The 26,532-nt window shown below is 63.6% G+C and carries 24 protein-coding genes; 9 read left to right on the top strand and 15 right to left on the bottom strand.

Annotated features, from left to right (window positions below):
* Positions 1 to 2,244, top strand: a 2,244-nt coding sequence (locus CQ14_RS47920) for a DUF7933 domain-containing protein (protein ID WP_199805650.1), incomplete at its 5' end; no start/stop codon positions are given.
* A gap of 39 nt (positions 2,245 to 2,283) precedes the next feature.
* Here the strand turns inward: CQ14_RS47920 and CQ14_RS30545 are convergent.
* Positions 2,284 to 3,090, bottom strand: a complete 807-nt coding sequence (locus tag CQ14_RS30545; RefSeq protein ID WP_057861515.1) for an enoyl-CoA hydratase/isomerase family protein — start codon at positions 3,088 to 3,090, stop codon at positions 2,284 to 2,286.
* Positions 3,091 to 3,181: 91 nt separating this feature from the next.
* The gene (locus tag CQ14_RS30540) at positions 3,182 to 3,943 is read right to left on the bottom strand and encodes a hypothetical protein (RefSeq protein WP_057861514.1); all 762 of its coding nucleotides are present in this window, start codon (positions 3,941 to 3,943) and stop codon (positions 3,182 to 3,184) included.
* Positions 3,944 to 4,006: 63 nt separating this feature from the next.
* Between CQ14_RS30540 and nthA the strand changes: the two genes are divergently transcribed.
* The 3 genes from nthA (at position 4,007) to CQ14_RS30520 (ending at position 6,470) form a co-directional block, all read left to right on the top strand.
* The gene (nthA, locus tag CQ14_RS30535; protein ID WP_057861513.1) at positions 4,007 to 4,654 is read left to right on the top strand and encodes a nitrile hydratase subunit alpha; all 648 of its coding nucleotides are present in this window, start codon (positions 4,007 to 4,009) and stop codon (positions 4,652 to 4,654) included.
* Positions 4,654 to 5,316, top strand: a complete 663-nt coding sequence (nthB, locus tag CQ14_RS30530) for a nitrile hydratase subunit beta (protein WP_057861512.1) — start codon at positions 4,654 to 4,656, stop codon at positions 5,314 to 5,316. The genes nthA and nthB overlap by 1 nt, the downstream gene beginning before the upstream one ends.
* A 767-nt stretch (positions 5,317 to 6,083) precedes the next feature.
* On the top strand, positions 6,084 to 6,470 hold the full coding sequence (locus CQ14_RS30520; protein ID WP_057861510.1) for a nitrile hydratase accessory protein: 387 nt from the start codon (positions 6,084 to 6,086) through the stop codon (positions 6,468 to 6,470).
* Positions 6,471 to 6,630: 160 nt separating this feature from the next.
* Here CQ14_RS30520 and queC read toward each other — a convergent pair whose 3' ends face one another.
* Positions 6,631 to 7,341, bottom strand: coding sequence for a 7-cyano-7-deazaguanine synthase QueC (queC, locus tag CQ14_RS30515; protein WP_057861509.1), 711 nt, complete (start codon positions 7,339 to 7,341; stop codon positions 6,631 to 6,633).
* Positions 7,342 to 7,472: 131 nt separating this feature from the next.
* Between queC and mazG the strand changes: the two genes are divergently transcribed.
* The gene (mazG, locus tag CQ14_RS30510; protein ID WP_057861508.1) at positions 7,473 to 8,330 is read left to right on the top strand and encodes a nucleoside triphosphate pyrophosphohydrolase; all 858 of its coding nucleotides are present in this window, start codon (positions 7,473 to 7,475) and stop codon (positions 8,328 to 8,330) included.
* Between the two features lie 146 nt (positions 8,331 to 8,476).
* Here the strand turns inward: mazG and hflX are convergent, their stop codons facing one another.
* From hflX to dusB, 7 genes are all read right to left on the bottom strand, one after another.
* Positions 8,477 to 9,850 (bottom strand): GTPase HflX, encoded by a 1,374-nt coding sequence (gene hflX / locus CQ14_RS30505; protein WP_057861507.1) that lies wholly within the window; start codon positions 9,848 to 9,850, stop codon positions 8,477 to 8,479.
* Between the two features lie 11 nt (positions 9,851 to 9,861).
* Complete coding sequence (hfq, locus tag CQ14_RS30500) at positions 9,862 to 10,110, bottom strand: RNA chaperone Hfq (protein WP_006020546.1); 249 nt, start codon at positions 10,108 to 10,110, stop codon at positions 9,862 to 9,864.
* A 282-nt stretch (positions 10,111 to 10,392) separates the two neighbouring features.
* Positions 10,393 to 11,763 carry a nitrogen assimilation response regulator NtrX gene (gene ntrX, locus CQ14_RS30495; protein WP_057861506.1) on the bottom strand — a complete coding sequence of 457 codons (1,371 nt, stop codon included), beginning with the start codon at positions 11,761 to 11,763 and terminating at the stop codon, positions 10,393 to 10,395.
* Positions 11,764 to 11,780: 17 nt separating this feature from the next.
* Positions 11,781 to 14,108, bottom strand: a complete 2,328-nt coding sequence (locus tag CQ14_RS30490; protein WP_057861505.1) for a sensor histidine kinase NtrY-like — start codon at positions 14,106 to 14,108, stop codon at positions 11,781 to 11,783.
* 170 nt (positions 14,109 to 14,278) lie between these two features.
* A complete protein-coding gene (gene ntrC, locus CQ14_RS30485; RefSeq protein WP_057861504.1) occupies positions 14,279 to 15,721 on the bottom strand; it encodes a nitrogen regulation protein NR(I) in 1,443 nt (480 codons plus the stop codon).
* Positions 15,722 to 15,730: 9 nt separating this feature from the next.
* Positions 15,731 to 16,906 (bottom strand): two-component system sensor histidine kinase NtrB, encoded by a 1,176-nt coding sequence (locus tag CQ14_RS30480; protein ID WP_057861503.1) that lies wholly within the window; start codon positions 16,904 to 16,906, stop codon positions 15,731 to 15,733.
* Positions 16,903 to 17,904: a tRNA dihydrouridine synthase DusB gene (gene dusB, locus CQ14_RS30475; RefSeq protein ID WP_082650106.1), complete on the bottom strand. Its 1,002-nt coding sequence runs from the start codon at positions 17,902 to 17,904 to the stop codon at positions 16,903 to 16,905. The genes CQ14_RS30480 and dusB overlap by 4 nt, the downstream gene beginning before the upstream one ends.
* Before the next feature lie 286 nt (positions 17,905 to 18,190).
* On the opposite strand from dusB, the gene CQ14_RS30470 reads away from it, so the two are divergent.
* Positions 18,191 to 19,372: a bifunctional 2-C-methyl-D-erythritol 4-phosphate cytidylyltransferase/2-C-methyl-D-erythritol 2,4-cyclodiphosphate synthase gene (locus CQ14_RS30470; RefSeq protein WP_057861501.1), complete on the top strand. Its 1,182-nt coding sequence runs from the start codon at positions 18,191 to 18,193 to the stop codon at positions 19,370 to 19,372.
* A 1-nt stretch (position 19,373) separates the two neighbouring features.
* Positions 19,374 to 19,976: a CinA family protein gene (locus tag CQ14_RS30465; protein ID WP_057861500.1), complete on the top strand. Its 603-nt coding sequence runs from the start codon at positions 19,374 to 19,376 to the stop codon at positions 19,974 to 19,976.
* Between the two features lie 4 nt (positions 19,977 to 19,980).
* On the opposite strand, the gene CQ14_RS30460 is transcribed toward CQ14_RS30465, so the two are convergent.
* Positions 19,981 to 21,654 (bottom strand): thiamine pyrophosphate-binding protein, encoded by a 1,674-nt coding sequence (locus CQ14_RS30460; RefSeq protein WP_057861499.1) that lies wholly within the window; start codon positions 21,652 to 21,654, stop codon positions 19,981 to 19,983.
* A 102-nt stretch (positions 21,655 to 21,756) separates the two neighbouring features.
* Positions 21,757 to 22,740: an NAD(P)-dependent oxidoreductase gene (locus CQ14_RS30455; RefSeq protein WP_347337164.1), complete on the bottom strand. Its 984-nt coding sequence runs from the start codon at positions 22,738 to 22,740 to the stop codon at positions 21,757 to 21,759.
* A 146-nt stretch (positions 22,741 to 22,886) separates the two neighbouring features.
* On the opposite strand from CQ14_RS30455, the gene CQ14_RS30450 reads away from it, so the two are divergent.
* On the top strand, positions 22,887 to 23,618 hold the full coding sequence (locus tag CQ14_RS30450; RefSeq protein ID WP_057861497.1) for a FadR/GntR family transcriptional regulator: 732 nt from the start codon (positions 22,887 to 22,889) through the stop codon (positions 23,616 to 23,618).
* On the opposite strand, the gene CQ14_RS30445 is transcribed toward CQ14_RS30450, so the two are convergent.
* The 3 genes from CQ14_RS30445 to lipA are packed head-to-tail and all read right to left on the bottom strand — an operon-like array spanning position 23,615 to position 25,605.
* On the bottom strand, positions 23,615 to 24,091 hold the full coding sequence (locus CQ14_RS30445; protein WP_057861496.1) for a type II toxin-antitoxin system RatA family toxin: 477 nt from the start codon (positions 24,089 to 24,091) through the stop codon (positions 23,615 to 23,617). The genes CQ14_RS30450 and CQ14_RS30445 overlap by 4 nt on opposite strands.
* Positions 24,091 to 24,630 (bottom strand): P-loop NTPase family protein, encoded by a 540-nt coding sequence (locus tag CQ14_RS30440; protein WP_057861495.1) that lies wholly within the window; start codon positions 24,628 to 24,630, stop codon positions 24,091 to 24,093. The genes CQ14_RS30445 and CQ14_RS30440 overlap by 1 nt, the downstream gene beginning before the upstream one ends.
* Before the next feature lie 15 nt (positions 24,631 to 24,645).
* A complete protein-coding gene (gene lipA / locus CQ14_RS30435) occupies positions 24,646 to 25,605 on the bottom strand; it encodes a lipoyl synthase (protein ID WP_057861494.1) in 960 nt (319 codons plus the stop codon).
* Positions 25,606 to 25,739: 134 nt separating this feature from the next.
* Here lipA and CQ14_RS30430 point away from each other — a divergent pair, with 134 nt between their 5' ends.
* Positions 25,740 to 26,345, top strand: coding sequence for a DNA-3-methyladenine glycosylase (locus CQ14_RS30430; protein ID WP_057861493.1), 606 nt, complete (start codon positions 25,740 to 25,742; stop codon positions 26,343 to 26,345).
* The last annotated feature ends 187 nt before the right edge of the window (positions 26,346 to 26,532 follow it).

The raw sequence follows: 26,532 nt of genomic DNA, 5'->3' as shown, positions 1-26,532 counted from the left end.
TCGATCAACGTGACCGGCACCACCGCCGGCATCAAGGTCAATGCCACCTCAGTGGTCAGTTCGACCAATGGAGGGACTGGAGACAACGCCAGCGCTACGCTCACGGTCAACGCCAGCACAGCGATCTCTCCGACTGTCCAAAAAGCCTTCGGCAGCACCTCGATTTCCGCGGGCGGTACAACCTCGCTAACATTCACCGTCATCAATCCCAACGCGAATTTGGTGCTCACTGGCGTCGGGTTCACTGACACGTTCCCGGCCGGACTCCAGGTTGCGAACCCTACCGGCCTGAGCGGGACATGCGGTGCAGGCGCCATCTCGGCGACAGCAGGCGGCGGCAGCGTCAGCCTATCTGGCGCAACCCTCGCAAGCTCCGCGTCTTGCACATTCTCGGTCAACGTAACGGGAACGACCGTCGGGGCGCTGACCAACGTCACCGACCCCGTCACGTCCACCAACGGGGGAACAGGTAACAGCGCAATCGCCTCCATCACGATCAACGTGCCGGGGGACAGCCAGCGCTTGCGCGATCTGCAACTCATCGTCACCAAGCTTGAAGCCCAGACCTCGGGCGCCGCGGTCTCCGGCGCGGTCGATGAGGCGATCGGGGACGGCTTTGCCGAGTGCGCCGGCCCGCCGATGCCCGTCAAGGCGAACGGCGGCGGCCTGCGCTTCAACTTCGGTTGCGAACCTCAGACCCGGCCTCGCCCCCCGGGAATGTCAACCAAGGAGCCACCGCAGGTCGTCTACGTGCCCAGACCATTTCAGTTCTGGGCCGACGTGCGCGGCAGCGACTGGAACACTAGCCAGCAGACCGGCGACATCCGCGGCGGACAGATCAACGCGCTGTTCGGGGTCACGCATCGCCTCGCGCCCGATCTCCTGATCGGCGCATTCGGCGGCTACGAGAACTTCGACTACACCTCGCAACTCCTCGACGGCCGACTAAAGGGGGACGGCTGGACGGCCGGCGGATATTTCGGTTGGCGTTTCCTGCCAGGGCTGCGCTTCGACGCCAGCCTGGCGCGCTCGGCCATCAATTATAATGGTGTCGCCGGCACGGCGGCTGCGACCTTCCCGGGGCAACGCTGGCTCGCGACGGCGTCACTGATCGGAACGTATAAAATGAACTACGGCTTCGAGCTCGAGCCTTCGCTGAAGGTCTATGCCCTGATGGAGCACGAAAAGGCCTACACGGATAATCTGGGCATCACGGAGAGCGAACGCAACTTCCAGAGCGGCCGCGCGAGTGCCGGCGCAAAGATCGCGTATCCGTGGAGATGGACGACCACGGTAACGCTCAAACCCTATGTCGGCGTGTACGCCGATTATTACTTCGACCGCGACGACGCGAGGCTGCCGACCGCGACGCCGTTGCCGCCGATCCAGTCCCTGCAAGGTTGGTCGGCGCGGGTCACGAGCGGCATCGGCGCAACGCTGGGAGACGGCCAAAGACTGTCGGTCGATGGCGAACTCGGTGGGCTCGGGAGCAATCATTTCACCGTTTGGTCGCTGCGCGGACGCGCATCGATGCCGTTCGATGCGGCCGGTCTACCAGCAGGCGTTTATCCCAAGGCCGCAGTGGTGACGTCCCCCTTCTATGATTGGAGAAGTGGCTTCTACTTCGGCATCAACGGTGGTGGTGGCTTCGCCCGCAAATGCTGGGAGCTTGTTACGGATGCTTTTGCAGACTTGCCTGGGTCGGAAGGTTGCCATAACCCGTCCGGCGATACTCTCGGCGGTCAAGTAGGCTACCGCTGGCGGTCAGCCAATTGGGTGTTCGGGGTCGAGGGCCAGGGCAACTGGGCCAATTTCAGCGGCAGCAATATCAGCTTGCTGTTTGCGCCAGATTCTAATCGTACACGCGTGGATGCGTTTGGTTTGATAACTGGTCAGATCGGCTATGCGTGGAACAACATCTTGCTCTACGTAAAGGGCGGAGCTGCCGTGACCCGCGATAGCTATCACGCCGTCAGTGGCGCCACTGGCCTGGTACTGGCCTCTGCGAGCGAAACCCGTTGGGGCGGCACGGTCGGTGCGGGTCTGGAATTTGGGTTCGCGCCGAACTGGTCGCTCGGCGTCGAATACAACCACCTGTTTACGGGCACTCGCAACGTCAATTTCACGGATCCGACCGGTGCCTTCTTCCAAACAGAAACTATCAATCAAGGCGTCGATCTAGCTCTGGCGCGCCTGAACTATCGATTCGGCGAATGGGGCGCACCCGTCACGGGCCGTTATTGATCAGGTCTCCTCCTGCCCTGTCCAGATCACATCCGGACGCTAGCTTCCCCTGAACTGCGGCTTCCGGCGCTCCAGAAATGCCGCCACGCCTTCCTTGTGATCCTCGGACATACTGGCCAGGGCGAACTGGTCGAGGTCCATATGGCTGGCGAGATCGTCGAGCGCATGCGCCAGGCGATTGACCGTCAGCTTGGTCATGGCGACCGACAGCGGTGGCTGGGCGGCCACCTTGGCGGCGAGCGCCATCGCGGCGTCGTAGGCCTTGCCGGGATCAGCCACCTCCTCCACCAGCCGCCATTCGTAAGCTTCAGTGGCCGAGATGCGCTGGTCGGCCAGGATGACCGCCTGCTTGGTGCGGGCTGGTCCCATCAGGTGAAGCATGCGCGGCACGCTTTGCCAGCTCATGTTCATGCCGAGCCCGATCTCGGGCACGCGCATATGGGCGTCGCGGGCCATCACGCGGAAATCCAGCGCGACCGCCAGCGCCACGCCGCCGCCGACGCAAAAGCCCTCGATGGCGCCGATCGTGATCTGCTCCATGTCCTGCCACGCCCGTGTCAGCCGCGGTCCGAGCTTCAGGTGCCGGCGCAGCGCGCCAAGGTCCATCGTCTGTCGCGAGCGGCCTTCGGGATCTTTGAGGTCGAAACCCGCGCTGAACGATTTGGCGCCGCCTGTGAGCACCACGACGGAAGTTTCGGCGTCATCCTCAAAACTGCGCGCGGCGTCGGTGAGCTGGCGCATCGCTTCCGGCGACAGCGCATTGATGCCATCGCCGCGGTCGAAACGCACGACAGCAATGCGGCCATCAGGTCCGAGGCCTTTTTCAATCTTCACAAATTCGATCACGCATGGCCTCCCTGCCCTTGTTTTCCCGAACCTTATCCCAGAAATGAATCTGCGGTGCCGAGAAAGGCTTGCAAGCAAGCTTGAAGGCGGATCACAAATGTCCGGTGCGATGGTGTTCCGGCTTGCTACCGGGCACCGGGAAACGGATCGTGGTGCCGAGCGTGATCCAGTTGGCGTTCTCGCCCGTGATGTTGCGGCCATAGATCAGGTCGACCGAGAAAATCTCGTTCGGCCGGTAACGCAGGCCAGTCTGGAACCGCGGCTGGACCGCGCTCGGCGTATCCGATTGGCCTGCCTGGCCAAAGGCTTCGATCGTCCACTGCAAGGTATCCGTGAACTTCCAGTCAAAGCCGATGCCGTAGAGCAGATAGTGGCGATCGACGCTGCGGTCCCACAGCCAGCCGCCATTGACGTTGATGCGCATGGTCTCGTTGAGCCGGAACGTCACCGGGATCACGGCAAAGGCCGAAAGGTTTTCGCCGGTCAGCGCGTCGAACGAGCCGCCGGCGTAGGCCGAGAAGCCGAGCTTGCCGACGCCCGTTGGCACAAAGTTCATCTTGGCCTTCGGCTGGATCGTGGCGCCCCAGTCACCATCGCTGCGCGAATGGCTGGTGAACATGCTCAGCTCGACCGGCTTGAACAGGTCGACCACGCAGGATGGATTGGCGACCGCCATAAAATCGGTGTTGGAAGCCGACGACAGCCAGCTTTCGACCTTGCAAGAGCCGGCCTCGCCAATGTCGGCCGCATCGACCGCATAGGCGCCATTCGCCGCCCGCGCCTCTCCGGCCGGGAGCCAAGCCAAAACGGCCGCAGCAGCCGCGATTCCGATGCACCCTGCCCTGATCCCCATCAAACGAATGCTAGCAGAGTCTCTGCCTCGACATAGCCGGGATTTTGCGCCTATCCTGACGGTATGAGCGACCATGATCACGACCACCTCGGCCATCATCACCACCATGACCACGATCATTCCGAATTGTCGGAGACCGAGCTGCGCGTGCGCGCGCTGGAATCGATCCTGACCGAAAAAGGCTATGTCGATCCGGCCTCGCTCGACCTCCTGATCGATCTCTATGAAAAGAAGATCGGACCGCGCAACGGCATTCGCGTCGTCGCCAAGGCATGGAGCGACCCCGCTTATCGCGAACGGCTGATGACGAACGCAACGGCGGCGATTGCCGAGCTCGATTATTCCGGCCGCCAGGGCGAACACATGGTCGTCGTGGAGAACACGCCGGAGCAGCACAACATGGTCGTGTGCACGCTGTGCTCCTGCTACCCGCATCCCGTGCTGGGGCTGCCGCCGGTCTGGTACAAATCCGCGCCCTACCGTTCCCGCGCCGTCTCCGATCCGCGCGGTGTGCTCAGGGATTTCGGCGTGACGCTGCCTGATACCACGAAGATACGCGTCTGGGATTCCACGGCTGAGATCCGCTACCTCGTGCTGCCGATGCGCCCCGAGGGCACCGAGGGCTGGAGCGCCGAGCAGCTCGCCGAACTGGTGACGCGCGACAGCATGATCGGCACAGGCCTGCCGAAACAACCCGGCGAGATCGCCTGATGGACGGCGCGCATGACATGGGCGGCGCCAAGGGTTTTGGCCCCGTCGTACCCGAGCCGAACGAGCCGGTATTTCACGGCGACTGGGAGCGCCGCGCCTTTGCGCTGACGGTCACCATGGCGCGTCCAGGCGGCTGGAATATCGATATGTCACGGTTTGCCCGCGAGAACCGTCCGCCCGAGGACTACCTCAGCAAAAGCTATTTCCAGATCTGGCTGGCCGGGCTGGAAACGCTGATGGTCGAGCGCGGACTGGTGACGCGCGAGGAGATCGAGGCCGGCAAGGTGCTCTCGCCGCCCAAGCCCGGCGTCAAGCCGATCGCTCCCAATGAAGTTACGCCGGCGATCCGGCGCGGCGGCCCGACCGAGCGCGAGGCGAAGGCGCCTGCAATGTTTGCGGTCGGCGACACCGTTCGGATGAGAGACATCCACCCGGTGACCCATACAAGGCTGCCGCAATATGTCCGCGGCCATCTCGGCACCATCGAACTCAATCACGGCTGCCATGTGTTTCCCGACACGAACTCGCTCGGCAAGGGCGAGGACCCGCAATGGCTCTACACCGTGCGTTTCGACGGTCCGGAATTGTGGGGCAAGGGTACGGACCCGACGCTCAGCGTCTCCGTCGACGCTTGGGAATCCTATCTGGAACGTGAGACCTGATAAGCACCATTGTTTTTGTTCGGTTTTTCGCCAGCGCCGAGCTAATTCACCAGCCAGGTGTTTCTGCTCGACGTTATCAGGTGCTGGATCAGTTCGGCCTGTCGAGCGGTCCCATCCAATTCGTGAAACTGTATTGGGTCCCCCACCACCGGTACACCGTCTTGTTGCACTTTTTGCAAGTGAAGCGTCCAACATAAGTGCTCGGCTTTCGTATCTGCGTAGCGCAGTAGATCGCCTTGCAAGATTGGCAACTGAAATAGACGGGCAATTGAGTCTGGTTCGTCATTGCTTGTGAGTGTGTGCCTGTCCGCGTGCATCACCATTCGCGACCAAGCAAGGAAACGGCCTCGGCCTTATCCACGCCGAAGCCGTTCCTGGGACAATCGACATCGTGTTAAGACATGGTGCCAAGAGCCGCGCCGCTGTCTGAATTCTCTCGGCCTGACGATCATCCCGCCGCGGGGCTCCATTCGTTGATCTATGTCAAGCTTCCGCCACGAACCACCGCGCGGGGGGATTGATCCCAGCAACAGGGGCACGACCGATGGATTCCAGGCAGAATCTTCGTCCGCCCAGCGAGCGACGTACGGCGCTCGCCGTGAGACTGTCGCAACCCGCAACGAGCGCCGGCTTTGAGAGCCCGCGTCGAGACGTTTGAACGTGAGCCGAACGCCTTCGCCTGTTTGGGTTGGGGACAAAGGAAATTTGCCTTATAGTTCTGTGATTGTTTTTCCTTGCACCTTGGATTTCTATCTGGAACGTGCGTGATGAATCTGACTCCACAGCAGGCGATGCGGGCGGCCGTCGCCGTGCCCGGCGTGCCCCGCGACGAGGACGGCCCGGTATTTCGCGAGCCGTGGGAGGCGCGCGCGTTCGCGATGGCGCTGGCGCTGCACGAGGCCGGCGTCTTCACCTGGAAGGAATGGGCGGAGACGCTGGGCGCGCAAATCAAGCGCGCGCAGGCCGCCGGCGATCCTGATACGGGCGAGACCTACTATCAGCACTGGCTGGCGACACTGGAAACGCTTGTCGCGGCCAAGGGCGTCGCGACGTCAGACGTCCTGCATCGCTACCGCGACGCCTGGGACCACGCCGCCGATCGCACGCCGCACGGCGCGCCGATCGAACTGACGCAGGAAGATTTCGGGAAGTAGCTCAGCGCCCCCGGTCGTCATACCCGCGAAGGCGGGTATCCAGTACGCCGCATCCTATCGGCTCGAACGCCGGTCTCTGGAATACTGGATCGCCCGCCCCAGTGCGCAATTGCGCAAAGGCGGGCGACGACATGCAAATGGACGACGGATGTCGCGCGAGCTACGCCCGCGCATACTCCCGCCAGCCCTTGGCCCGCAGCTCGCAAGCCGGGCACTCCCCGCAGCCATAGCCCCAATCGTGCTGCGCGCCGCGCTCGCCAAGATAACAGGTGTGCGAGTGTTCGCGGATCAGGTCGACCAGCCCTGCCCCGCCGAGTTCATTCGCGAGCTTCCAGGTCGAGGCCTTGTCGAGCCACATCAGCGGCGTATGCAGTTCGAAATTCTTCGCCATGCCGAGATTGAGCGCGGACTGCAGCGCCTTGATGGTCTCGTCCCGGCAATCGGGATAGCCGGAGTAATCGGTCTCGCACATCCCGCCGACGATGTGGCGGATGCCGCGCCGATAGGCCAGCGCCGCGGCGAAGGTTAGAAACACGAGGTTACGGCCGGGTACGAACGTGTTCGGCAGGCCGTCAGCGCCCATGGCAATAGCGACGTCGCGGGTCAGCGCAGTGTCGGAAATTTCCGCCAATGTCGGGATTTCCAGCGTATGGCTGTCGCCGAGTCTTGCCGCCCATTCCGGCCGCAGCGATTTCATCCCGGATAGCAGCCGGTCCCGGCACTCAAGCTCGATCGCATGGCGCTGGCCGTAGCTGAAGCCGAGCATTTCGACGCGCGCAAAACGCCGCAAGGCCCAGGCCAGGCAGGTGGTGGAATCCTGCCCGCCGGAAAACAGCACCAGCGCGGTTTCGGAGGATGATTGGTCGTTCATGACGCGCAATTAGCACTCCCGCGGCTTGAGGCCAACCGGTGGAAATTGCCCCGATTTCCGGCTCGTTCCGCTGGGCTCGGCAGGCCGCTTGCGGCATAAAGCGGCTTGTCCTTCCAAGCGACGGAAATCCCATGACCCCTTCCCGCGATATTTCCCGCCTCATCGAGATCATGGCGGCGCTGCGCACGCCGGTCACCGGCTGCCCGTGGGACCTCGAACAGGACTTTGCGACGATCGCCCCCTACACGATCGAGGAAGCCTACGAGGTGGCGGATGCGATCACGCGCGACGATCTCGACGACCTGCGCGAGGAGCTGGGCGATCTGCTGCTGCAGGTCGTCTATCACGCCCGCATGGCGGAAGAGCAAAACGCCTTTGCCTTCGGCGACGTGGTCGAGGCGATCACGCGGAAGCTGATCCGCCGCCACCCGCATGTGTTCGCCGACAAGGACGGCAACATCGCCCCCGCCGGCGTCAAGAGCGCCTGGGAACGCATCAAGGCCGAGGAAAAAGCCGAGCGCGCCGCGCGTCGGCCGCCGGAAGAGACGGCGCACAAATCGCTGCTGTCGAGCGTCAAGGCCGGCCAACCCGCGCTGACGCGGGCGATGGAATTGCAGCGCAAGGCATCGACCGTCGGCTTCGACTGGAACGATCCGCGCGCGGTGCTCGCCAAGATTCGGGAAGAAGCCGATGAGATCGAGGCAGCGCTCGACCGCAAGGATGTCGACGAGCTCGCGGAAGAAACCGGCGATCTCCTGTTTGCGCTGGTCAATCTGGCCCGCCACGTCGGGGCCGATCCCGAAACCGCGCTACGCGGCACCAACGCCAAGTTCGAGCGCCGTTTTGCCTATATCGAGCGCGCGCTGGCCGCCAAGGGTCGCTCGCTGGAGGGTGCAACGCTTGAGGAGATGGACGCGTTGTGGAACGAGGCCAAAGGTGTTGAGCAGCCGGCGGCTGAATCGATGCGAGCGCAAAGTCGCCAGCGGTAAGAGACGCACGCTCTCGGCTCGTCGTCCCTGCGAACGCTGGGACCCATAACCACGGGAGCTTGTGGTTACGGGAAGTCATCGGACAGTTTAGGCAAATCGAAAGATCACACGGTATGGGTTCCTGCTTTCGCAGGGACGACAGCAACTCACGCCACGCGCGGCACGGCGTCGAACCTGGAGACCACGATGTCGCGCTTGGTCTCGTCGACGCGCACCGTCATGTCGAAGCGCCCGTCGTGAAGCTCTTTGGTGAGCACCTCGGCGTTGCGGTGCAGCCAGCTGATCCCGGCGCCGTCGGAAGCATCGATCGACAGGTCCAGCGTCGTGCGCGTTGCCGCCAGCCGCTCCTCGATCGCGCTCAACAATTCGTTGATCCCCTCGCCCGATGTGGCCGAGACCAGAAAGCACGGCCGTTCCGGCGGACGGCGGGCGGCGATGTTACGCAGGTTCTCGCGTTCCTCGGGATCGAAGCGATCGATCTTGTTCCAGACTTCGAGGATGCGACCGCCGGCGGTGGGATCAATACCGAGCTGCCGCAGCACGGCATCGACGTCGCGCTCCTGCGCCTCCGCGTCCTCATGCGAGATGTCGCGAACGTGGAGAATGATATCGGCCTCCAGCACCTCTTCCAGTGTGGCGCGGAAGGCGGCGACGAGCTGGGTCGGCAGGTTGGAGATGAAGCCGACGGTGTCGGACAACATCGCCTTGCCGCCATGCGGCAGGCTCAGCGCGCGCAAGGTCGGATCAAGCGTTGCAAACAGCATGTCGGCCGCCTGCACGTCGGCGCGCGTAAGGCGGTTGAACAGCGTCGACTTGCCGGCGTTGGTGTAGCCAACCAGCGCCACCACGCGATAAGGCACCCGCTGCCGGCCAGCGCGATGCAGCCGCCGCGTCGCCTGCACCTTCTTCAGTTCGTTTTCGAGCCGCGTGATGCGATCGCCGATCAGCCGGCGGTCCGCCTCGATCTGGGTCTCGCCGGGGCCTCCCATGAATCCAAAACCGCCGCGCTGGCGCTCCAGATGGGTCCACGACCGCACCAGCCGGCTGCGCTGGTAATTCAGGTGCGCAAGCTCGACCTGCAACGCCCCCTCTTTTGTCTTGGCGCGGCGTCCGAAGATTTCCAGAATCAATCCGGTGCGGTCGAGCACCTTGGTGTTCCAGGCCTTCTCGAGGTTGCGCTGCTGGATCGGCGACAGCGCGCAATCCATCACCACCAGTTCGATGTTGTGGCCCGCGATCAGGCCGGTGATCTCCTCGACCTTTCCCTTGCCGAGATAGGTCGCCGGCCGGATCTGGCTGATCGGTGCGATCAGCGCGTCAGCGATGGTGAGGTCGATGGCGCGCGCCAGGCCGGCGGCTTCCTCAAGCCGGGCTTCTGAATCGCGCACAGCCTCATTCGCCTGCGCATCGGCGTTGCCGCCGCGCATACGCAAATAAGGGCCGATGACGATCACCCGCCCGCTTTGTTTGGCCGCCGACCGCGGACGGTCGGCGCTCCCTTCACGGTCGAAGGGTTCCAATCAGTTCACTCTCAAGCCGGGGCATCCTCGCCGCCCTCGAACAACTGGATCGGAGCGCCCGGCATGATGGTCGAGATCGCATGCTTGTAGACAAGCTGCGAATGACCGTCGCGCCGAAGCAGCAAGCAGAAATTGTCGAACCAGGTGACTATCCCCTGCAGCTTTACTCCGTTGACCAGAAAGATCGTCAGTGGCGTTTTTGTTTTACGAACGTGATTTAGGAAGGTGTCTTGTAGATTTTGTGCGCGGTCTGCCGCCATTGTTTTTGTCCCGCCGTCTCGTGCTTCTTTTTATTAAGCCGGTTGTTGCTCTCTCATGGAGCCTGCCCCCGACTCGCCGGCTTCCCCTGAGATCCCCCTCCGGTCGGCTCGGCGTTCCGATTAGAGGCTACGCGCGCTTTTTAGGCAAGCCGGTTCACGCATCAGCCCCTCGGAACCCAGTGGCCATTCTCTTCAAATGACCTGAAAGAGATAAATATTCCCAAGCAGATGCATGGACCTGCGCAGGCCCGCGAACTATCGAACAAACGATTCATTCAAACTTCAGCCGACTCCAAGCGCTTTGAGCTTGCGATGTAGCGCCGAGCGCTCCATGCCGACAAATTCGGCCGTCCGCGAGATGTTGCCCGAGAACCGGCTGATCTGCGCGATCAGGTAGTCACGCTCGAACACTTCCCGCGCTTCTCGTAGCGGCAGCCCCATGATGTGTTCGCCATTATTGCTGGTCGGCATCGCCGGCACCATCGAGCCCACATCCTGAGGCAGCATGTCGGCGGTGATGATCGCTTCGGGACCGCCGCCGGCCAGAATCATGACGCGTTCGACATTGTTGCGGAGCTGGCGGACGTTGCCGGGCCAGACATGGGACTGCAATACCGCCATCGCGTCCTGGCCGATCTGCCGCTTCGGCAAGCCCGTCGCCGCGGATATCTGATCCATGAAATAGTCGATCAGTTCGGGGATGTCCTCGCGGCGTTCCGACAGCGGCGGAACGCGGATCGGCACCACCGACAGCCGGTGATAGAGATCTTCGCGGAAACGCCCCTCCGCGATCTCTTCCTCCAGGTTGCGCGCCGTCGAGGAGATGATGCGGACATCGACATGGATCTTGGCGGTGCCCCCCGAGCGCTGAAAGGTCTGGTCGACCAGTACGCGCAGGATCTTGTTCTGGGTCTCGCGCGGCATGTCGGCGATTTCGTCGATGAACAGCGTGCCGCCATGCGCCTCTTCCAGCGCACCGGGCTTACGCGGATGCTCGCCGTTGGACTGCTCGATGCCGAACAGTTCGACTTCCATCCGCTCCGGCGTGATCGCCGCGGCGTTGATGACGACGAACGGGCCTTCTGCACGGCTCGATGCATTGTGCAGCGTCCGCGCCGCCAGTTCCTTGCCGGAGCCGGACGGGCCGACGATCAGGATGCGGCTGTTGGCCTTGGCCGCCCGGTCAATGGTCTGGCGCAACTGGTTCATGCAGGCGGAACGTCCGGTGAGAACGCTGGCGGTTGGAGCCAGTTGCTTCAGTTCCTTCACTTCGCGCTTGAGGCGCGAGGTTTCCAGCGCCCGCGTCGCGACCAGGATCAGCCGGTCGGACTTGAACGGCTTTTCGATGAAGTCATAGGCGCCGCGCTTGATCGCGGCGACCGCAGTCTCGATGTTGCCGTGGCCGGAGATCATCACCACGGGAACATCGGCGTGCTCCTTCTTGACCTGCTCGAGCAATTGCAGACCGTCGAGCTTGGAGCCCTGCAGCCAGATGTCGAGAAACACTAGGTGCGGCCGGCGGTTGGAGATCTCGGCCAGCGCCGAATCGCTATCGCGGGCGGTACGGGTATTGAAGCCTTCGTCTTCGAGGATGCCCGCAACGAGGTCACGAATATCGGCTTCGTCGTCGACAATCAGAATGTCACTTGCCATGGGTTACACCTGTCTTGTCAGTTGCCTGTTGCGGCTTCGGATTTTGCTCGATCATTGGTCGCGGATGCCGTCTCATTGGTTTCGCCTGACGACCCTTTTGTTTCGTTGCCCTGCTGGTGTGTTTCCACCTTCGCTGCATGACCGGAGACGGCGAATCGCAGCCGCATCCAGGCGCCGCGCTGACCGGGCCGGAAGTCGGAGGCATCCTTGAGTTCGATGCGGCCGCCATGGTCTTCCAGCACGCGGCCGACGATCGCGAGCCCAAGCCCGGTGCCCTTTTGCCGCGTCGTCACATAGGGCTCCAGCAACCGCGCGCGGCTCACCTTGGGCAGGCCGATACCGTTGTCGATCACGTCGATCACGATGTCTTCGTGTTCGCGCGCGGCGATGACGTCGATGCGTCCCTTGCCGAGTTCTTCAGGCGGCACCTGTTCGATCGCTTCCGTCGCGTTCTTGATGATGTTGGTGAGCGCCTGCGAGATCAGTCGGCGGTCGAACTGCGCGCGCATCGGATCCTGCTTGATGTCGGCCTCGATATCGAGATCGGGATGCCCGACCTTCATCAGGAACACCGCCTGCCGCACGGTGTCGGCGACGTCCTCGCCTTCCATCACCGGCTTTGGCATCCGCGCAAAACGCGAGAATTCATCAACCATCCGCCTGATGTCGTCGACCTGTCGCACGATGGTGTCTGTACATTGTTCGAAGATGTTCTTGTCTTCGGTGATGACCTTGCCGAATTTGCGGCGAATCCGCTCTGCGGAGAGCTGGATGGGCGTCAGCGGATTCTTGATTTCGTGCGCGATGCGGCGCGCGACGTCGCCCCAGGCCGAGGTGCGCTGCGCGGAGACCAGCTCTGTGATGTCGTCGAGCGTGATGATGTAGCTGTCGCGCGACTGACTGGTCTGTTCGGCGCTGACCCGGACCGACAGGTTGCGTTCATGGCCGTCGCGCATGATCGTGATCTGGCCCTGCACCAGGCGCTGCGTACCCTCACGTGCCGTCTTCATCATGTCGTCGAGCTCGGGCAGCACGTCCGACAGCGGATGGTCCAGCGTCTCGGATTCGGCATGTCCGATCAGCTTCTCGGCCGAACGGTTCAGAATGCCGACGCTGCCGGAGGCATCGACGCCGATGATGCCGGCGCTGGCCGAGGACAATACCGCCTCGATGAAGCGGCGGCGGCTGTCGATCAGGTCGGAGGCGCTGACCAGCTCGTCACGTTGGGTGCGCAATTCGGCCGTCATTTTGTTGAAGGTCTCGCCGAGTTGCGCGAGATCGCCTTCGGATTTGTGAACCGGCACCTGAACGTGCAGATCGCCGGTCGAAACGATGTTGGCCGCGCTCATCAGATTGCGGATCGGCGCTACCAGCCAGTTGGCGAAGTTCAACCCGATCAGCACCGACGCCATCAGAATGGTCAGCGCAATCACCGCAAACATCAGCGCGAAGGCGACCTGGATGCCGAGCCGGCGGGCCTCGATCTGGGCGTATTCGGCGACGCTGGCCTCGGTCTGCTTGAGCTGACTGATCACGCGCGGATCGAGCACGCGTGCGACGTAGAGGAAGGTATCGTCGAAGGCGCGCAACCGGATCACCGCGGCCACATAATTGGCCTCGGGGAATACCGCGATCGCCGGCTCATCTTCATTGACGTTGCTGAGAAAATCCTTCGGCGGCGTCGTGAATTCCTGTTGGATGCCGGTCTTTGCCGTCACCAGGATGTTGCCATCCTTGTTGACCAGCATTGCCGCCGGCAGGTTTCGCGCCGCCGCATTTGCCGTCAGCAATTGCAGAAATGACCGGCGGTCCTGGTCGAACAATGGCCGGGCCAGAGCAATATCGTTGGCCATGCCCAGGATGTCGCCGCGGATGAGTTTCGCATGCTCCTCCATGTAAGCGCGGGCAACGGTCAGCGAGTTTCCTATGACCTCGCGCGTCGGGCCCGAGAACAGCCGGTCCAGGCCGCGGTCGATCGTCACGTTGGCGACGATCGCGACCAGTACGGCCGGCAGCACGGCAATGATGGAGAACAGGCTGACGATCTGGACGTGCAGCCGCGCCGCAGCTCGGCCACGGCGCCGCGCCTGAATCACCAGCCAGACTTCGCGGACGATGATGCCGACCAGGAGCAGGATGGACGCCGCATTGATCAGCAGGAACGAGTAGACGACGTGACGGGTCGGTTCGATCGGCGTCAGGCCGCTCAGGACCACGAAGGTCAGGAACGCCGACAGCAGGGCGATCGCGACCGCAAGCGGTGCCACCCACTTCCGCAGGAATCCCCCTGTGGAGTGGGCAAGCGATGGGTCGAACGGTGGCGCCGAAGTCTCTGCGGTGGTCATTCCGGCAATTCGGTGAGATGAAAGGCTCTAAGCCCGCCTTGTTGCGGACTGATGCATTCATATCACAATGTTGCCGAATTGCGACAATTCCGCGGCCGTCCGACCGGTAAAGCGATCAATCCTCAGCCGAATCACCCCGTTTTCCTTGCGAACGCGGGCTGATTCAATCGCTAGCCGCCGCTCCGATAAACCTGGATGTCGAGATCCCTGATCTTCTTGCGCAGCGTATTGCGGTTGAGGCCGAGCAGGTCGGCCGCTCGGATCTGGTTGCCGCGGGTGGCCGCCAGCGCCGCGGTGAGCAGCGGCACCTCGATCTCCTTGAGGATGCGGTGGTAGAGGCCCGGCGGCGGGACGCCGTTCGGGAAGCCGGAGAAGTGGGAGGACAGGTAGGCCTCCACTGCGCCCCCGAGATTCTCCACGCCCATCGGGGCGTTGCCGCCCGTAGTGACCGCCGGCGGCGCCAGTTCGCCATCGATCACCGAGGCCGTAATGACGTCCTGCGGATAGAGCGCGGCCAGCCGGCGGGCGAGGTTTTCGAGCTCGCGCACGTTGCCCGGCCAGCGATGCTGCTTCAGGCGATCCAGCGCCAGCGTATCCAGCTTCTTCGGCGGCAAGCCGTCCTTTTCGGCGAGCGAGAAGAAATGGCGGATCAAATCCGGCAGATCCTCGATCCGCTCCCGTAACGGCGGCAGGCGCAGCGGCACGACGTTGAGGCGGAAGAACAGGTCTTCGCGGAACAGGCCCTGCTGGATCAGTATCCGCAGATCCTTGTTGCTCGCCGCCACGATCCGAACGTCGGTCTTGATCGGGGTGCGGCCGCCGACGGTGGTGTATTCGCCCTGCTGCAGCACGCGCAGCAATCTGGTCTGCGCTTCCATCGGCATGTCGCCGATTTCGTCGAGGAACAGCGTGCCGCCCTCGGCCTGCTCGAAGCGGCCGGACGCACGGGTGTTGGCGCCGGTGAACGCACCGCGCTCGTGGCCGAACAGTTCGGACTCGATCAGATCGCGCGGGATCGCCGCCATGTTGACCGCGACGAACGGGCCGTTGCGGCGCTTGCCGTAATCATGCAGCGCGCGCGCAACCAGTTCCTTGCCCGTGCCGGATTCACCGGAGATCATCACCGTGAGATCGGTCTGCATCAGCCGCGCCAGCACGCGGTAGATTTCCTGCATCGCCGGCGAACGGCCGACCAGCGGGATCGAGTCAAACTCGCCCTCGTCTGCCGAGCTTGGCACCCGCTCCTTGGGTTCGGCCAGCGCGCGTCCGACGATCGTGATGAGTTCCTTCAGGTCGAACGGCTTTGGCAGATATTCATAGGCGCCGCGTTCGGAGGCCCGAATCGCCGTCATGAACGTATTCTGCGCGCTCATGACGATGACCGGCAGGCTCGGCCGCATCTTCTTGATCCGCGGCAAGAGGTCGAACGCGTTCTCGTCCGGCATCACCACGTCGGTGATGACGAGATCGCCCTCGCCCTGACTCACCCAGCGCCACAGCGTCGCGGCGTTCCCGGTCAGCCGTACTTCGTATCCGGCGCGTGAGAGCGCCTGATTGAGAACTGTCCGGATGGCGGTGTCGTCATCTGCAACGAGAATGCTACCTGCGGGCATCGTTATTCCTCATCTTGCGTTCTGTGAGGCAGGCGGCGGCGTACCCGGAACGCCGTCGCGGTTGCTTTGGTCGAACTGTTTGGCGGGATTGAACATCGGCATCAGCACGCGGAACGTGGTCTTCCGCGGCTGGGATTCGCATTCGATGATGCCGCCGTGATCGCCGACGATCTTGGCAACCAGCGCCAGCCCGAGCCCGCTGCCGGTTTGCTTGGTCGTCACGAAGGGATCGAACAGGTTCGGCAACAGGTCTTCCGGCACGCCGGAGCCGTTGTCCTTGACGCAAAACTCCAGCGGCAGCGACACCCGCGATTTCTTGCCCGGCACCGACAGGCGCACGCCGGGACGGAAGGCGGTGGTAAGCTGTATTTCCGCATCGCTGCCGAGATCGGCCACGGCTTCGGCGGCGTTCTTCACCAGATTGAGGAACACCTGGATGAGCTGGTCCTGGTTGGCCAGCACCGGCGGCAACGACGGATCATATTCTTCAATGAAGCGGATGTTGCGGGCGAAGCCGGACTGCGCCAGCCGTTTGACGTGGTCGAGCACGGAATGAATGTTGACGGGCCCGCGCGCCACCGGGCGGTCGTCGCCGAACACTTCCATGCGATCGACCAGGGTGACGATGCGGTCGGCTTCGTCGCAGATCAGTCGCGTCAGCATGCGGTCTTCGGATGAGGCCGCCTGCTCCAGCAATTGCGCCGCGCCGCGGATGCCGGACAACGGATTCTTGATTTCATGCGCCAGCATGGCGGCCAGCGCGATCACCGAGCGCGCCGCGCTTCGATGCGTCAGTTGCCGGTCCATCTTGTCGGCGATGGTGCGTTCCTGCAGCATCACGACGATATGGCCGGGCCGTTCAGTGAGCGGAGCGACGTGAAGATCGACCTGGCGATCGCCGCCGATCCGGGGCGTGCCGAGATCGACCTTGTATTCGTTGACCGGCGAACTGCTGGATCGCACCTGGTCGATCAGCGCGAGCAATGGACTGCCGAACGGCACCAGCTCTTTCAGGGATTGCCGGCGCAGGAATTGCGTCGAGATCTCGAAGAAGGATTCGGCGGCGATATTGGCGTCGACAATGCGGCCGTCGGGCGCCACCAGCAGCACCGGGTTGGGCAGCGCGTTGAGGATGGCCTCGCTGTCTGTAGGAAGTGGCCGGCGATGTTCTGCGGCTGATGTCATGCAGCAGCACTCCATGCGAAATCGTCGAACGCGTCCTGCAGCGAGCGGTGCACGCGGTGCGGATCTTCCGACGTCAGAATCTTTTGCCGCCAGCCTTTCAGCGTCTCCGCCGGCGCGCGGCTGCACTGGGCTGCAATCTCCAGCGCCCAGCCGAGATGCTTGCGTGCATGCTTGAGCCCGATGCGCAGCCCGTAATGGCTGCAAACCTCGTCGTAGAGTGCGCGCACATGGGCGAGTTGTTCCGCGAGGGACGGTGCAGTCTCCACCGTCCCGGTTTCAAGCCGGCGGCCTATTTGTCCCGGCAGCCAGGGCTGCCCTTGCGCGCCGCGCCCAATCATCACGGCATCCGCCCCCGACGAGTCCAGCGCCTGGATCGCCTTCTCGAATGAGGTGATGTCGCCGTTGACGACGAGCGGCACGGAGACCGCGTCCCTGACCGCGCGCACGGCGCCCCAATCGGCCGTGCCCTTGTAGAACTGGCAGCGCGTGCGGCCGTGCACGGTGATCATCTGCACGCCGGCGGCTTCCGCGCGGCGGGCCAGCTCCGGCGCGTTGAGCGAGCGATCGTCCCAGCCGAGCCGCATCTTCAGCGTCACCGGCACCCTCACCGCCGCGATGGTGGCTTCGATCAGCTTGAGCGCATGGTCGAGGTCGCGCATCAGCGCCGAGCCGGACTGGCCGCCGGTAACATGGCGTGCCGGACAGCCCATGTTGATATCGATGATGTCGGCGCCGGCCGCTTCCGCAACCCTCGCACCCTCCGCCATCCAGTGCGCCTCGCAGCCCGCGAGCTGAACGACATGCGGTCCGACGCCTGCCTTCTCGCAGCGCAGAACCGACATCGGCCTGCCGTGCACGAGTTCATCGCTGGCGGTCATCTCGGAGACCACCAGTCCGGCGCCAAGAGTGGCAGCGAGGCGTCGAAATGGGGCATCGGTGACGCCGGACATGGGCGCCAGGAGAACCCGGTTGGCGATAGCAATCTCGCCTATTTTCAACGACTTAGGACGTGAACTTTCCGGGCCGGTCACGGCGATCTCATGGTTGGGGCGGCGGCGTCATTGCAACCGTCAGCGCATATTGTGAGCACAAATCTTGGGCAGTCAAGCTTCTTGCCTACACTTTAGACAGATCTATCATTTGTGCAAGTGCACTGCAACAAAAACCGCTTTTCCCACAGGTGATGGGAATCACTCTGTTTTCCGTAATCGGCATGGTAAGGGCTGTGCGCCAGCGCGGCCTGACGCCCCCTCCTCAACCCTGATTCGTCGTATTTGAGTCCCGATGCCCAGACCTGAGCGTACCGCAGCCATTCTCGTCGCAGCCGGACGCGGGCTTCGCGCCGGCGCCGGAGGGCCCAAGCAATATCGCGAGCTCGGCGGCCAGCCGGTGATCTTCCGCGCTATGGAGGCGTTTTGCCGGCATCCGGACGTTTTTGCGGTGCAGCCGGTCGTCAATCCCGATGACGCCGCCATGTTCAACGCGGCCGTCGCCGGACTGCGTCACCAGCCCCCCACCAATGGCGGCGCAACCCGTCAGGCTTCGGTGCATGCCGGGCTCGAGGCGCTCGCGGCGGAGAAGCCCGACATCGTCCTGATCCATGACGCCGCGCGGCCCTTCGTGTCGTCTGCGGTGATTTCGCGGGCGATCGACGCCGCCGGCCGCACCGGCGCCGCGGTGCCTGCGACATCAGTCACAGACACAATCAAACAGGTGAACGATACCGGCGACGTCGAGGCAACGCCCGACCGCGCACGCTTGCGAATCGCGCAAACGCCGCAGGCGTTTCGCTTCGATGTGATTCTCGATGCCCACCGACGCGCCGCGCGCGACGGCCGCAGCGATTTCACCGATGATGCGGCACTCGCGGAATGGGCGGGATTGACGGTAGCGACCTTTGAAGGCGATCCTGCAAACATGAAACTGACAACGCCAGAAGATTTCGTCCGCGAGGAAGCCCGCCTCGCCGCCCAGCTCGGCGACATCAGGACCGGCACCGGCTATGACGTGCACGCCTTCGGCGACGGCGATCACCTGATGCTTTGCGGCGTGCGGGTGCCGCACACCCGCGGCTTCCTTGCCCATTCCGACGGCGACGTCGGCCTGCACGCGCTGGTCGACGCCATTCTTGGCGCGCTGGCGGACGGCGATATCGGCTCGCACTTTCCACCCAGCGATCCGCAGTGGAAGGGCGCCGCGTCGGACAAGTTCCTTAAATACGCCGTCGACCGCGTCACCGCGCGCGGCGGCCGCATCGCCAATCTCGAGGTCACCATGATCTGCGAGCGCCCGAAGATCGGGCCGCTGCGCGATGTCATGCGCGCCCGCATCGCCGAGATCACCGGGCTCAACATTTCCCGCGTTGCGGTGAAGGCAACGACCAGCGAACGGCTGGGCTTTACCGGCCGCGAGGAAGGCATCGCCGCTACCGCATGCGCCACCATCCGCCTGCCTTGGAGCGAATAGCATGAGCGGCAGCGACGCCCGCGCCCTCGCCCGCTCGCTGCTCGATTTGTGCCGGATGCGAAAGCTGATGATTGCCACGGCGGAATCCTGCACGGGCGGCCTGGTCGCCGGCGCGCTCACCGACATTCCCGGCTCTTCTGACGTCATCGACCGCGCATTCGTCACCTATTCCAACGACGCCAAGCGCGCGATGCTCGGCGTCAAGGCTTCGACGCTGACAACCTTTGGCGCGGTAAGTAAGGAGACGGCGACCGCGATGGCGGTCGGCGCGCTGGAGAAGGCCGGCGTCGATCTCGCAGTATCCATCACCGGCATTGCAGGCCCCGGCGGGGCCACGCCGGGCAAGCCGGTCGGCCTCGTCCACTTCGCCGTCGCATCGCGCGACGGCAAGATCCTGCACCGCGAATTCCGGTTCGGAGCCATCGGCCGCACCACCGTGCGCCAGCGCTCGGTGGTGGAAGCGCTGCGCATGCTGATGGAACTGGCGCGCGGTCCGCAGGCGCCGGTCAAACCGCGACGTCAGACGATGAGCCGATTGCGTCCACGGGTCGCGCGAACGCCACGGCGCAGCGCCGTCAAGCGACGCCGGCCGACACGGACCTGACCGATCAGGCCTGCGCAGCCAACGCCTTGGCGCGCGTCTCGCTGAGCGAAGCTACCGGCGTCAGTGCTTCCGGGCTGATCGAAAGCTCGATGATGGCCGGAAGCCCGCTTGCCACGGCTTCGTCGAACGCGCGCGCAAAATCTTCGGTGCGCTCGACATGCGCGCCGAAGCCGCCGCAGGCGCGGGCGAGCGCCGCGAAGTCGGGGTTGGCGAGATCGGTCCCGGAAACGCGGCCGGGATAGGTCCGCTCCTGGTGCATGCGGATGGTGCCGTACATGCCGTTGTTGCAGACGATCACGATCAGCGGCAGCCGGTTTTCGACCGCCGTCATGAACTCAAGTCCGGTCATCTGGAAACAGCCGTCGCCGGCGAACGCGATCACGGTGCGCTCGGGATGCTGCAGCTTGGCGGCAACGGCTGCGGGCAGGCCGTAGCCCATCGACCCCGATGTCGGCGCGAGCTCGGTGCGAAATTGCCGATAGCGCCAGAACCGATGCACCCAGACGGCATAGTTGCCGGCGCCATTGCAGATGATGGTGTCGTGGGGCAAGCGATCGCTCAAGCTGCGTACGACCTGCGAAAGCTGCACGTTACCTGGCGACCGCGTCGGCTCGGCGAAAGCGAGATAGTCGGCATGCGCCGCCTTGACGTAGTCGGCGCGCGATTGGTGTTTTGGCTCCAGCCGCCTGATCGCGGCGGCAAAGGCCGCGCTGCTCGCGACCACGCCGAGCGTCGGCGAATAGACGCGGCCGATCTCCTCCGGGTCGGGATAGATGTGAACCAGCGGCTGCTTCGGCTTCGGAACATCGAACAGCGTGTAGCCGGCAGTGGTCGCCTCCCCCAGCCGCGCGCCAAGCGCGATCACGAGATCGCTGGTGCGGATCCGGTCGGCGATCTTCGCATCGAGACCGATGCCGATATGGCCGCCATAGCAGGGGTGCAGATTGTCGAAATAGTCCTGGCATCGGAACGAGACGCCGACCGGGACCTCGTGCGCAGCGGCAAACGCTTCGAGGTCACGGCGGGCATGATCGCTCCATCCGCCGCCGCCGACGATCAGGAACGGCTTCTTCGCCTCCGTCAGCAGCGCATGGAACTGCCGCAAGGCGCCGTCATCGGGTGCAACCGGAATCGGATTGTAGGGCGGTGCATCCGGCACCTCCGCGGTGTCGGTGAGCATGTCCTCGGGCAGCGCCAGCACGACCGGGCCGGGACGGCCCGAGGTCGCGGTGAAGAAGGCGCGCGAGATGAATTCGGGAATCCGCCGCGCATCGTCGATCTGCGCGACCCATTTCGCCATCGGGCCGAACATCAGGCGATAGTCGATTTCCTGGAACGCTTCGCGCTCCATCATGTCGCGCCCGACCTGGCCAAGGAGCAGGATCAGCGGCGTCGAGTCCTGGAACGCGACATGGACGCCGGCGGAAGCGTTGGTGGCGCCGGGACCGCGGGTGGCGAACACGATGCCGGGCTTTCCCGTGAGCTTGCCATAGGCGTCCGCCATCATGGCCGCGCCCCCCTCCTGGCGCGCGTTGATGAACCGCACGCGCTGGCTCTGGTACATGCCGTCGAGGGCAGCGAGAAAGCTCTCGCCGGGCACGCCGAACACGGTGTCGGCGCCGTGCAAGGCCAGTTGCTCGATCAGAATATGGCCACCGGTTCGAAGATTTGCGTCCATCAATTCGCCCCTTCCGTTGCGGGATTTACGGATTTGGACCCGGCTTAAAGAATGGCGTCGGCACCAGCAACCGGTTTCCTGCGAGATCTGATATGTCGCCGGTCATGTTCCCTGCTGGCCTTTCGGCTCTACCCGCGCCTCGACGCCGGTTACGGCCTCATATGCCTTGATGACAGCGGTACAGGACTCGCCGTCGTGCCCCAGCAGCGCCGCCTGGCGGTAGGTCTGGTGCACGGCCTCCGCCATGAACCCGGGCAGGCCCGCCTCCTCCAGCCAGCGCGCGTAATAGCGGACATCCTTGCGCGCGTTTGCCAGCGACATCAGCGGGGTGAAGTCGCCTTCGAGCGTCGCCTGACCATAGAGATCGAGCATTCCGCTCTTGCCGCCAGCGGCCGAGATGATGCCGATCACCTGCGACAGATCGAGCCCCTCCTTTGCCGCCAGAGCAAAGCCCTCGCACCACGTCGCCACGTTGGCGAAGGCGATATAGTTGTGAATGAGTTTGAGGCGGATGGCGTGTCCCAATGGGCCGATGTGGAAGACGTTTTCGGCATAGAGCTCGAAATAGGGCCTGAGGTCGTCGAGCAGGTCGCCCTCGCCGCCGAACAGCACGTTGACCTTGCCGGCCTCCGCGTGTTTCGGGGTTCGCGTCATCGGCGCCTCGGCGTAGCGCCCGCCGGCCGCACGCACCATGCGGTCGAGCTTCGCGACCATTTGCGGGCTGCCGGTGGTGTGATCCACGATGATGAAGCCGGGAGTGGAACCGGCGAGCAGCCCATCGCGACATGTCATCAGCGCCTCGACATCCTCGGCCTCATTGACGCAAATCATGATGACGCGGCAATTGTCGCGGATTTCCTGAACACCGCTGGCAGCGGTCGCGCCGAATGACGTGGCGGCGGCCACGGCCGCCGGATTGAGATCGTAGGCGGTGACGGCCACGCCCTTTGCGACGAGGTTCTTCACCAGACCTCGTCCCATTCCACCAAGGCCGATAAAGCCAACGCGTTCGAATGTCGTCATCTTCCATCCTGGTTTGGCGTCTCTTGGAAAATTTTTCTGGCGTTCGCTATTGCGGCCAACCATTTTTCCTCCGGCTACCATGGTCACCAGTTGTCTGACAACCTGATATTTATTGCGCCACTGGCCTGATCTCGATATCTCTGCTTACTGGGGCATCCAACTGTGTTCGGAACAACCGACGACGACGTCATCAGGGCAGGACGACCAGTTTGAAAGTCAAATCGCTCGACCGCAGTCCTTCGTTGCCGGAGGAGATCGTCGCCAGCCTGACCAGCGCGCTGCATGCGGGTGAGCTTCGGCCGGGTGACCGGTTGCCGTCCGAACAGGCGCTGGCGAACGAGTTCGGGGTTGCGCGGACCGTGGTCCGCGAAGCGATCTCGCAGCTCAAATATGACGGCGTCGTCCAGAGCCGCGTCGGCGTCGGCGCCTTCATCGCCCAGCCGCAGGAGCGGACGGCGTTTCGGATCAGCCCTGCATGCTTTCAGAAGCGCAAGGAGCTCTTGAAGCTGTTGCGCCTGCGGAACGGCGTCGTCATCGAGTTCGCGGCGGACGCGGCGCTGGCGCGTTCGAAGCGCGACATCGCCCGCATGGAGGCCATCCTCAAGGAGATGCGTGAGGCGATTGCCGACAGCGAGCACGGCGCCGAGCGTCATTTCGAGGCCGAGCGCCAGCTCATCCACGTCATTGCCAAGATGGCGGACAACGAGCATGCGCTCAATTTCATCGTGATGATCGACGGCCAGATTGCCGAGAAACTGCGATCGGTCGCCGTGAAGAACACCAAGGCAACTGAACTCGCCGCGGTCGCGATCGAAGAGCAGGCGCGTCTGGTCGAGGCCATCAAGCACGGCGATCCCGTCGCGGCGCGGGACAAGGCCCGCAAGCACTATGACAACGCCGCGCGCCGCCTTGCCGATCGCGCCGACCTTGCCGATGTCTAGCCGGTAGCAGACCCCGCCCCCGACTTTCCGTAAACCGCGTCCGCCCGCTTTTCGAACGCGGCGGCAAAGCGCTGGAACGCGGTATCGAACATCGTCCCCATCAGCATCGCCAGCATCCGGCTCCTGAATTCATAGGACAGGAAGAAGCCGACGTCGCAGTCGGTTTCCGATCGCGGCTCGAACGTCCAGCGGTTTTCGAGATTGCTGAACGGGCCTTTCAGGTATTCGACCATGATCTTCAGGTTCGGCCGGTCCAGCGTCACCCGGCTGGTGAAGGATTCCCGCACCAGCTTGAACGACACGGTCATGTCGGCGACCACGACTTCCGTGCCGTCCGGCCTCGCCGTGCGCTGACGGATCCGCAGCGACTGGCACAGCGGCACGAATTCCGGATAGCGCTCGACATCGGCGACCAGATCAAACATCTGCGGCGCGGTATGACGGACCCGACGCTTGCTGGAAAAGCGCGGCATCAGTGGATACTCGCTTGGCTGCGCCTGAGCGCAATTTGCTTCAGATAGTCGTCCGCCTGCGTCCGATCGGTGAAGCAGACGAGGGATTGATCGGCGCGCAGCCCTTGAAAATAGTCCAGCAGTTTCGGCCGCTGCTTCCGGCGATAGGTCCAGACATAACGAAAGAACTCGAAGTCGATTTTCTCCGGGCAGCCTTCGGCCATTTCCGGACGGACCTGGCCGTAGCTGCCGGCGATCCGCCTCATGATGCCGAGCATGCAGCTCCGGCGCGGCAGGTCGAACCAGATCACGGTGTCGCTGGCGTCACGGCGCAATTGGCCGGCGCCGTTGCTGGTGTAGTTGCCGTCGATGACCCATTGCGGCTGACGCGCGACCTCGGCCACACGCTGTCCGAACTCGGCATTATCAGAGGCGACCCAGCCAGGCTTCCAGAACAACGCATCCAGCGACACGAAGGGAATGCCGGTCATATCCGACAGCCGCCGGGCAAATGTCGATTTGCCGGACCCCGACGATCCCATCACGAGAATACGTTGCATTGGTTCAATCCGAGGCTAGCGGCCCCGCGCGATGCGCGCCGCCTGCAGCTTGGCAAAATCCTCGCCGGCATGGTGCGACGAGCGGGTCAGCGGGCTCGCCGATACCATCAAAAATCCCTTGGTGTAGGCGACCTTCTCGTAGCCCGCGAATTCGTCCGGCGTCACGTAGCGCATGACAGCGTGATGCTTGCGCGTCGGTTGCAGATATTGCCCGATGGTCAGGAAATCAACCTCCGCCGAGCGCAGGTCGTCCATCACCTGCAGCACCTCGTGGCGCTCCTCGCCGAGGCCGACCATGATGCCCGACTTGGTGAAGATCGTCGGATCGATCTCCTTGACCCGCTGCAACAGCCGGATCGAATGGAAATAGCGCGCGCCCGGCCGCACGGTGAGATAACGCGCAGGCACGGTTTCCAGATTGTGGTTGAACACGTCGGGTTTTGCCGCCGCGACCACTTCCAGCGCGCCTTCCTTGCGGAGGAAATCGGGCGTGAGAATTTCGATCGTCGTGGTCGGACAGCGCGCACGGATGGCGCGGATCACCTTCGCAAAATGCTCGGCGCCGCCGTCGGCGAGATCGTCGCGATCGACCGAGGTCACGACCACATGGGTCAGCCCGAGCTTGAAGGTCGCTTCCGCCACATGTTCCGGCTCGGCGGCGTCAAGCGCGCCTGGCATGCCGGTCTTGACGTTGCAGAACGCGCAGGCCCGGGTGCAGGTGTCCCCCATGATCATGAAGGTGGCGTGCTTCTTGTCCCAGCACTCGCCGATATTCGGGCAGCCGGCCTCCTCGCACACCGTGACGAGGCCGTTCTCCTTGACGATCTTCCGCGTGTCGGCATAGCCGCGGGTGTTCGGCGCGCGCACCCGGATCCAGTCCGGCTTCGGCGGCGACAGCGCATCCGGCCGGTTCACCTTTTCGGGGTGACGCGGGCGCACCTGGTTTAAGGAGACGGTATCGACGAGGACGACCATGTTAAGTCCGGAAATGGCGAGAATACCTAGCTAATCCGTGTCGCGGGCGCCTGCAACCGCGACTCGCGAAACCTAGCAGATCGTGCAAGATAATGACGAATTTCACCCCTTCCGCGAACGATTCTCACCTGAAAATGGTTCAAAGCCCAAAGCCGGCCGATGCCGCCGCCCCCCGGCTCGGCAAGCCGCTGAAACGCTCGTTCTTCGGTCGCAGCGTGCATGAGGTCGCACCCGACCTGATCGGGGCGACGCTGCTGGTCAACGGCGTCGGCGGCATCATCACCGAGGTCGAGGCCTATCACCATACCGACCCGGCCGCGCATTCCTTCAACGGACCGACGCCCCGCAACCGGGTGATGTTCGGCCCGCCGGGCTTTGCCTATGTCTACCGTTCCTACGGCATCCACTGGTGCGTGAACTTCGTCTGCGAAGCCGAAGGCTCGGCCAGCGCCGTGCTGATCCGCGCGCTCGAGCCGACCCACGGCCTGCCGGCGATGCGCCGCCGCCGCGGCCTGCAGGAGGCGCGTTCGCTGTGCTCGGGGCCGGGCAAGCTGTGCGAGGCGCTCGGCATCACGATCAAGCACAACGAACTGCCGCTCGATCAGCCGCCGTTCGCGCTGCATGCGCGGATCGGCAAGCCGGAGACCATTTCCGGCGTGCGGATTGGCATTACAAAAGCAGTCGATCTGCCGTGGCGCTACGGATTGAAAGGGTCGAGGTTTTTGAGCAAGCGGTTCTGACAAGGCGATTTCTCTTTCATCCGTCATTGCGAGCGAAGCGAAGCAGTCCATGTCGCCGAGCAAAGAAAGAGTGGATTGCTTCGCGGAGCCTGTCATCCGGCGGCGCTCCGCGCCGACCGGGTGGCTCGCAATGACGGTGGATACAGTTTCGCGTTCTCGCGACGTTATCCGTCCGAGGTTTGCATCT

It is taken from the genome of Bradyrhizobium lablabi (assembly GCF_001440475.1).
Taxonomy (GTDB): domain Bacteria; phylum Pseudomonadota; class Alphaproteobacteria; order Rhizobiales; family Xanthobacteraceae; genus Bradyrhizobium; species Bradyrhizobium lablabi.
Note: the sequence above shows the minus strand (reverse complement) of the source record. Positions and strands in the feature narration are given on the sequence as shown.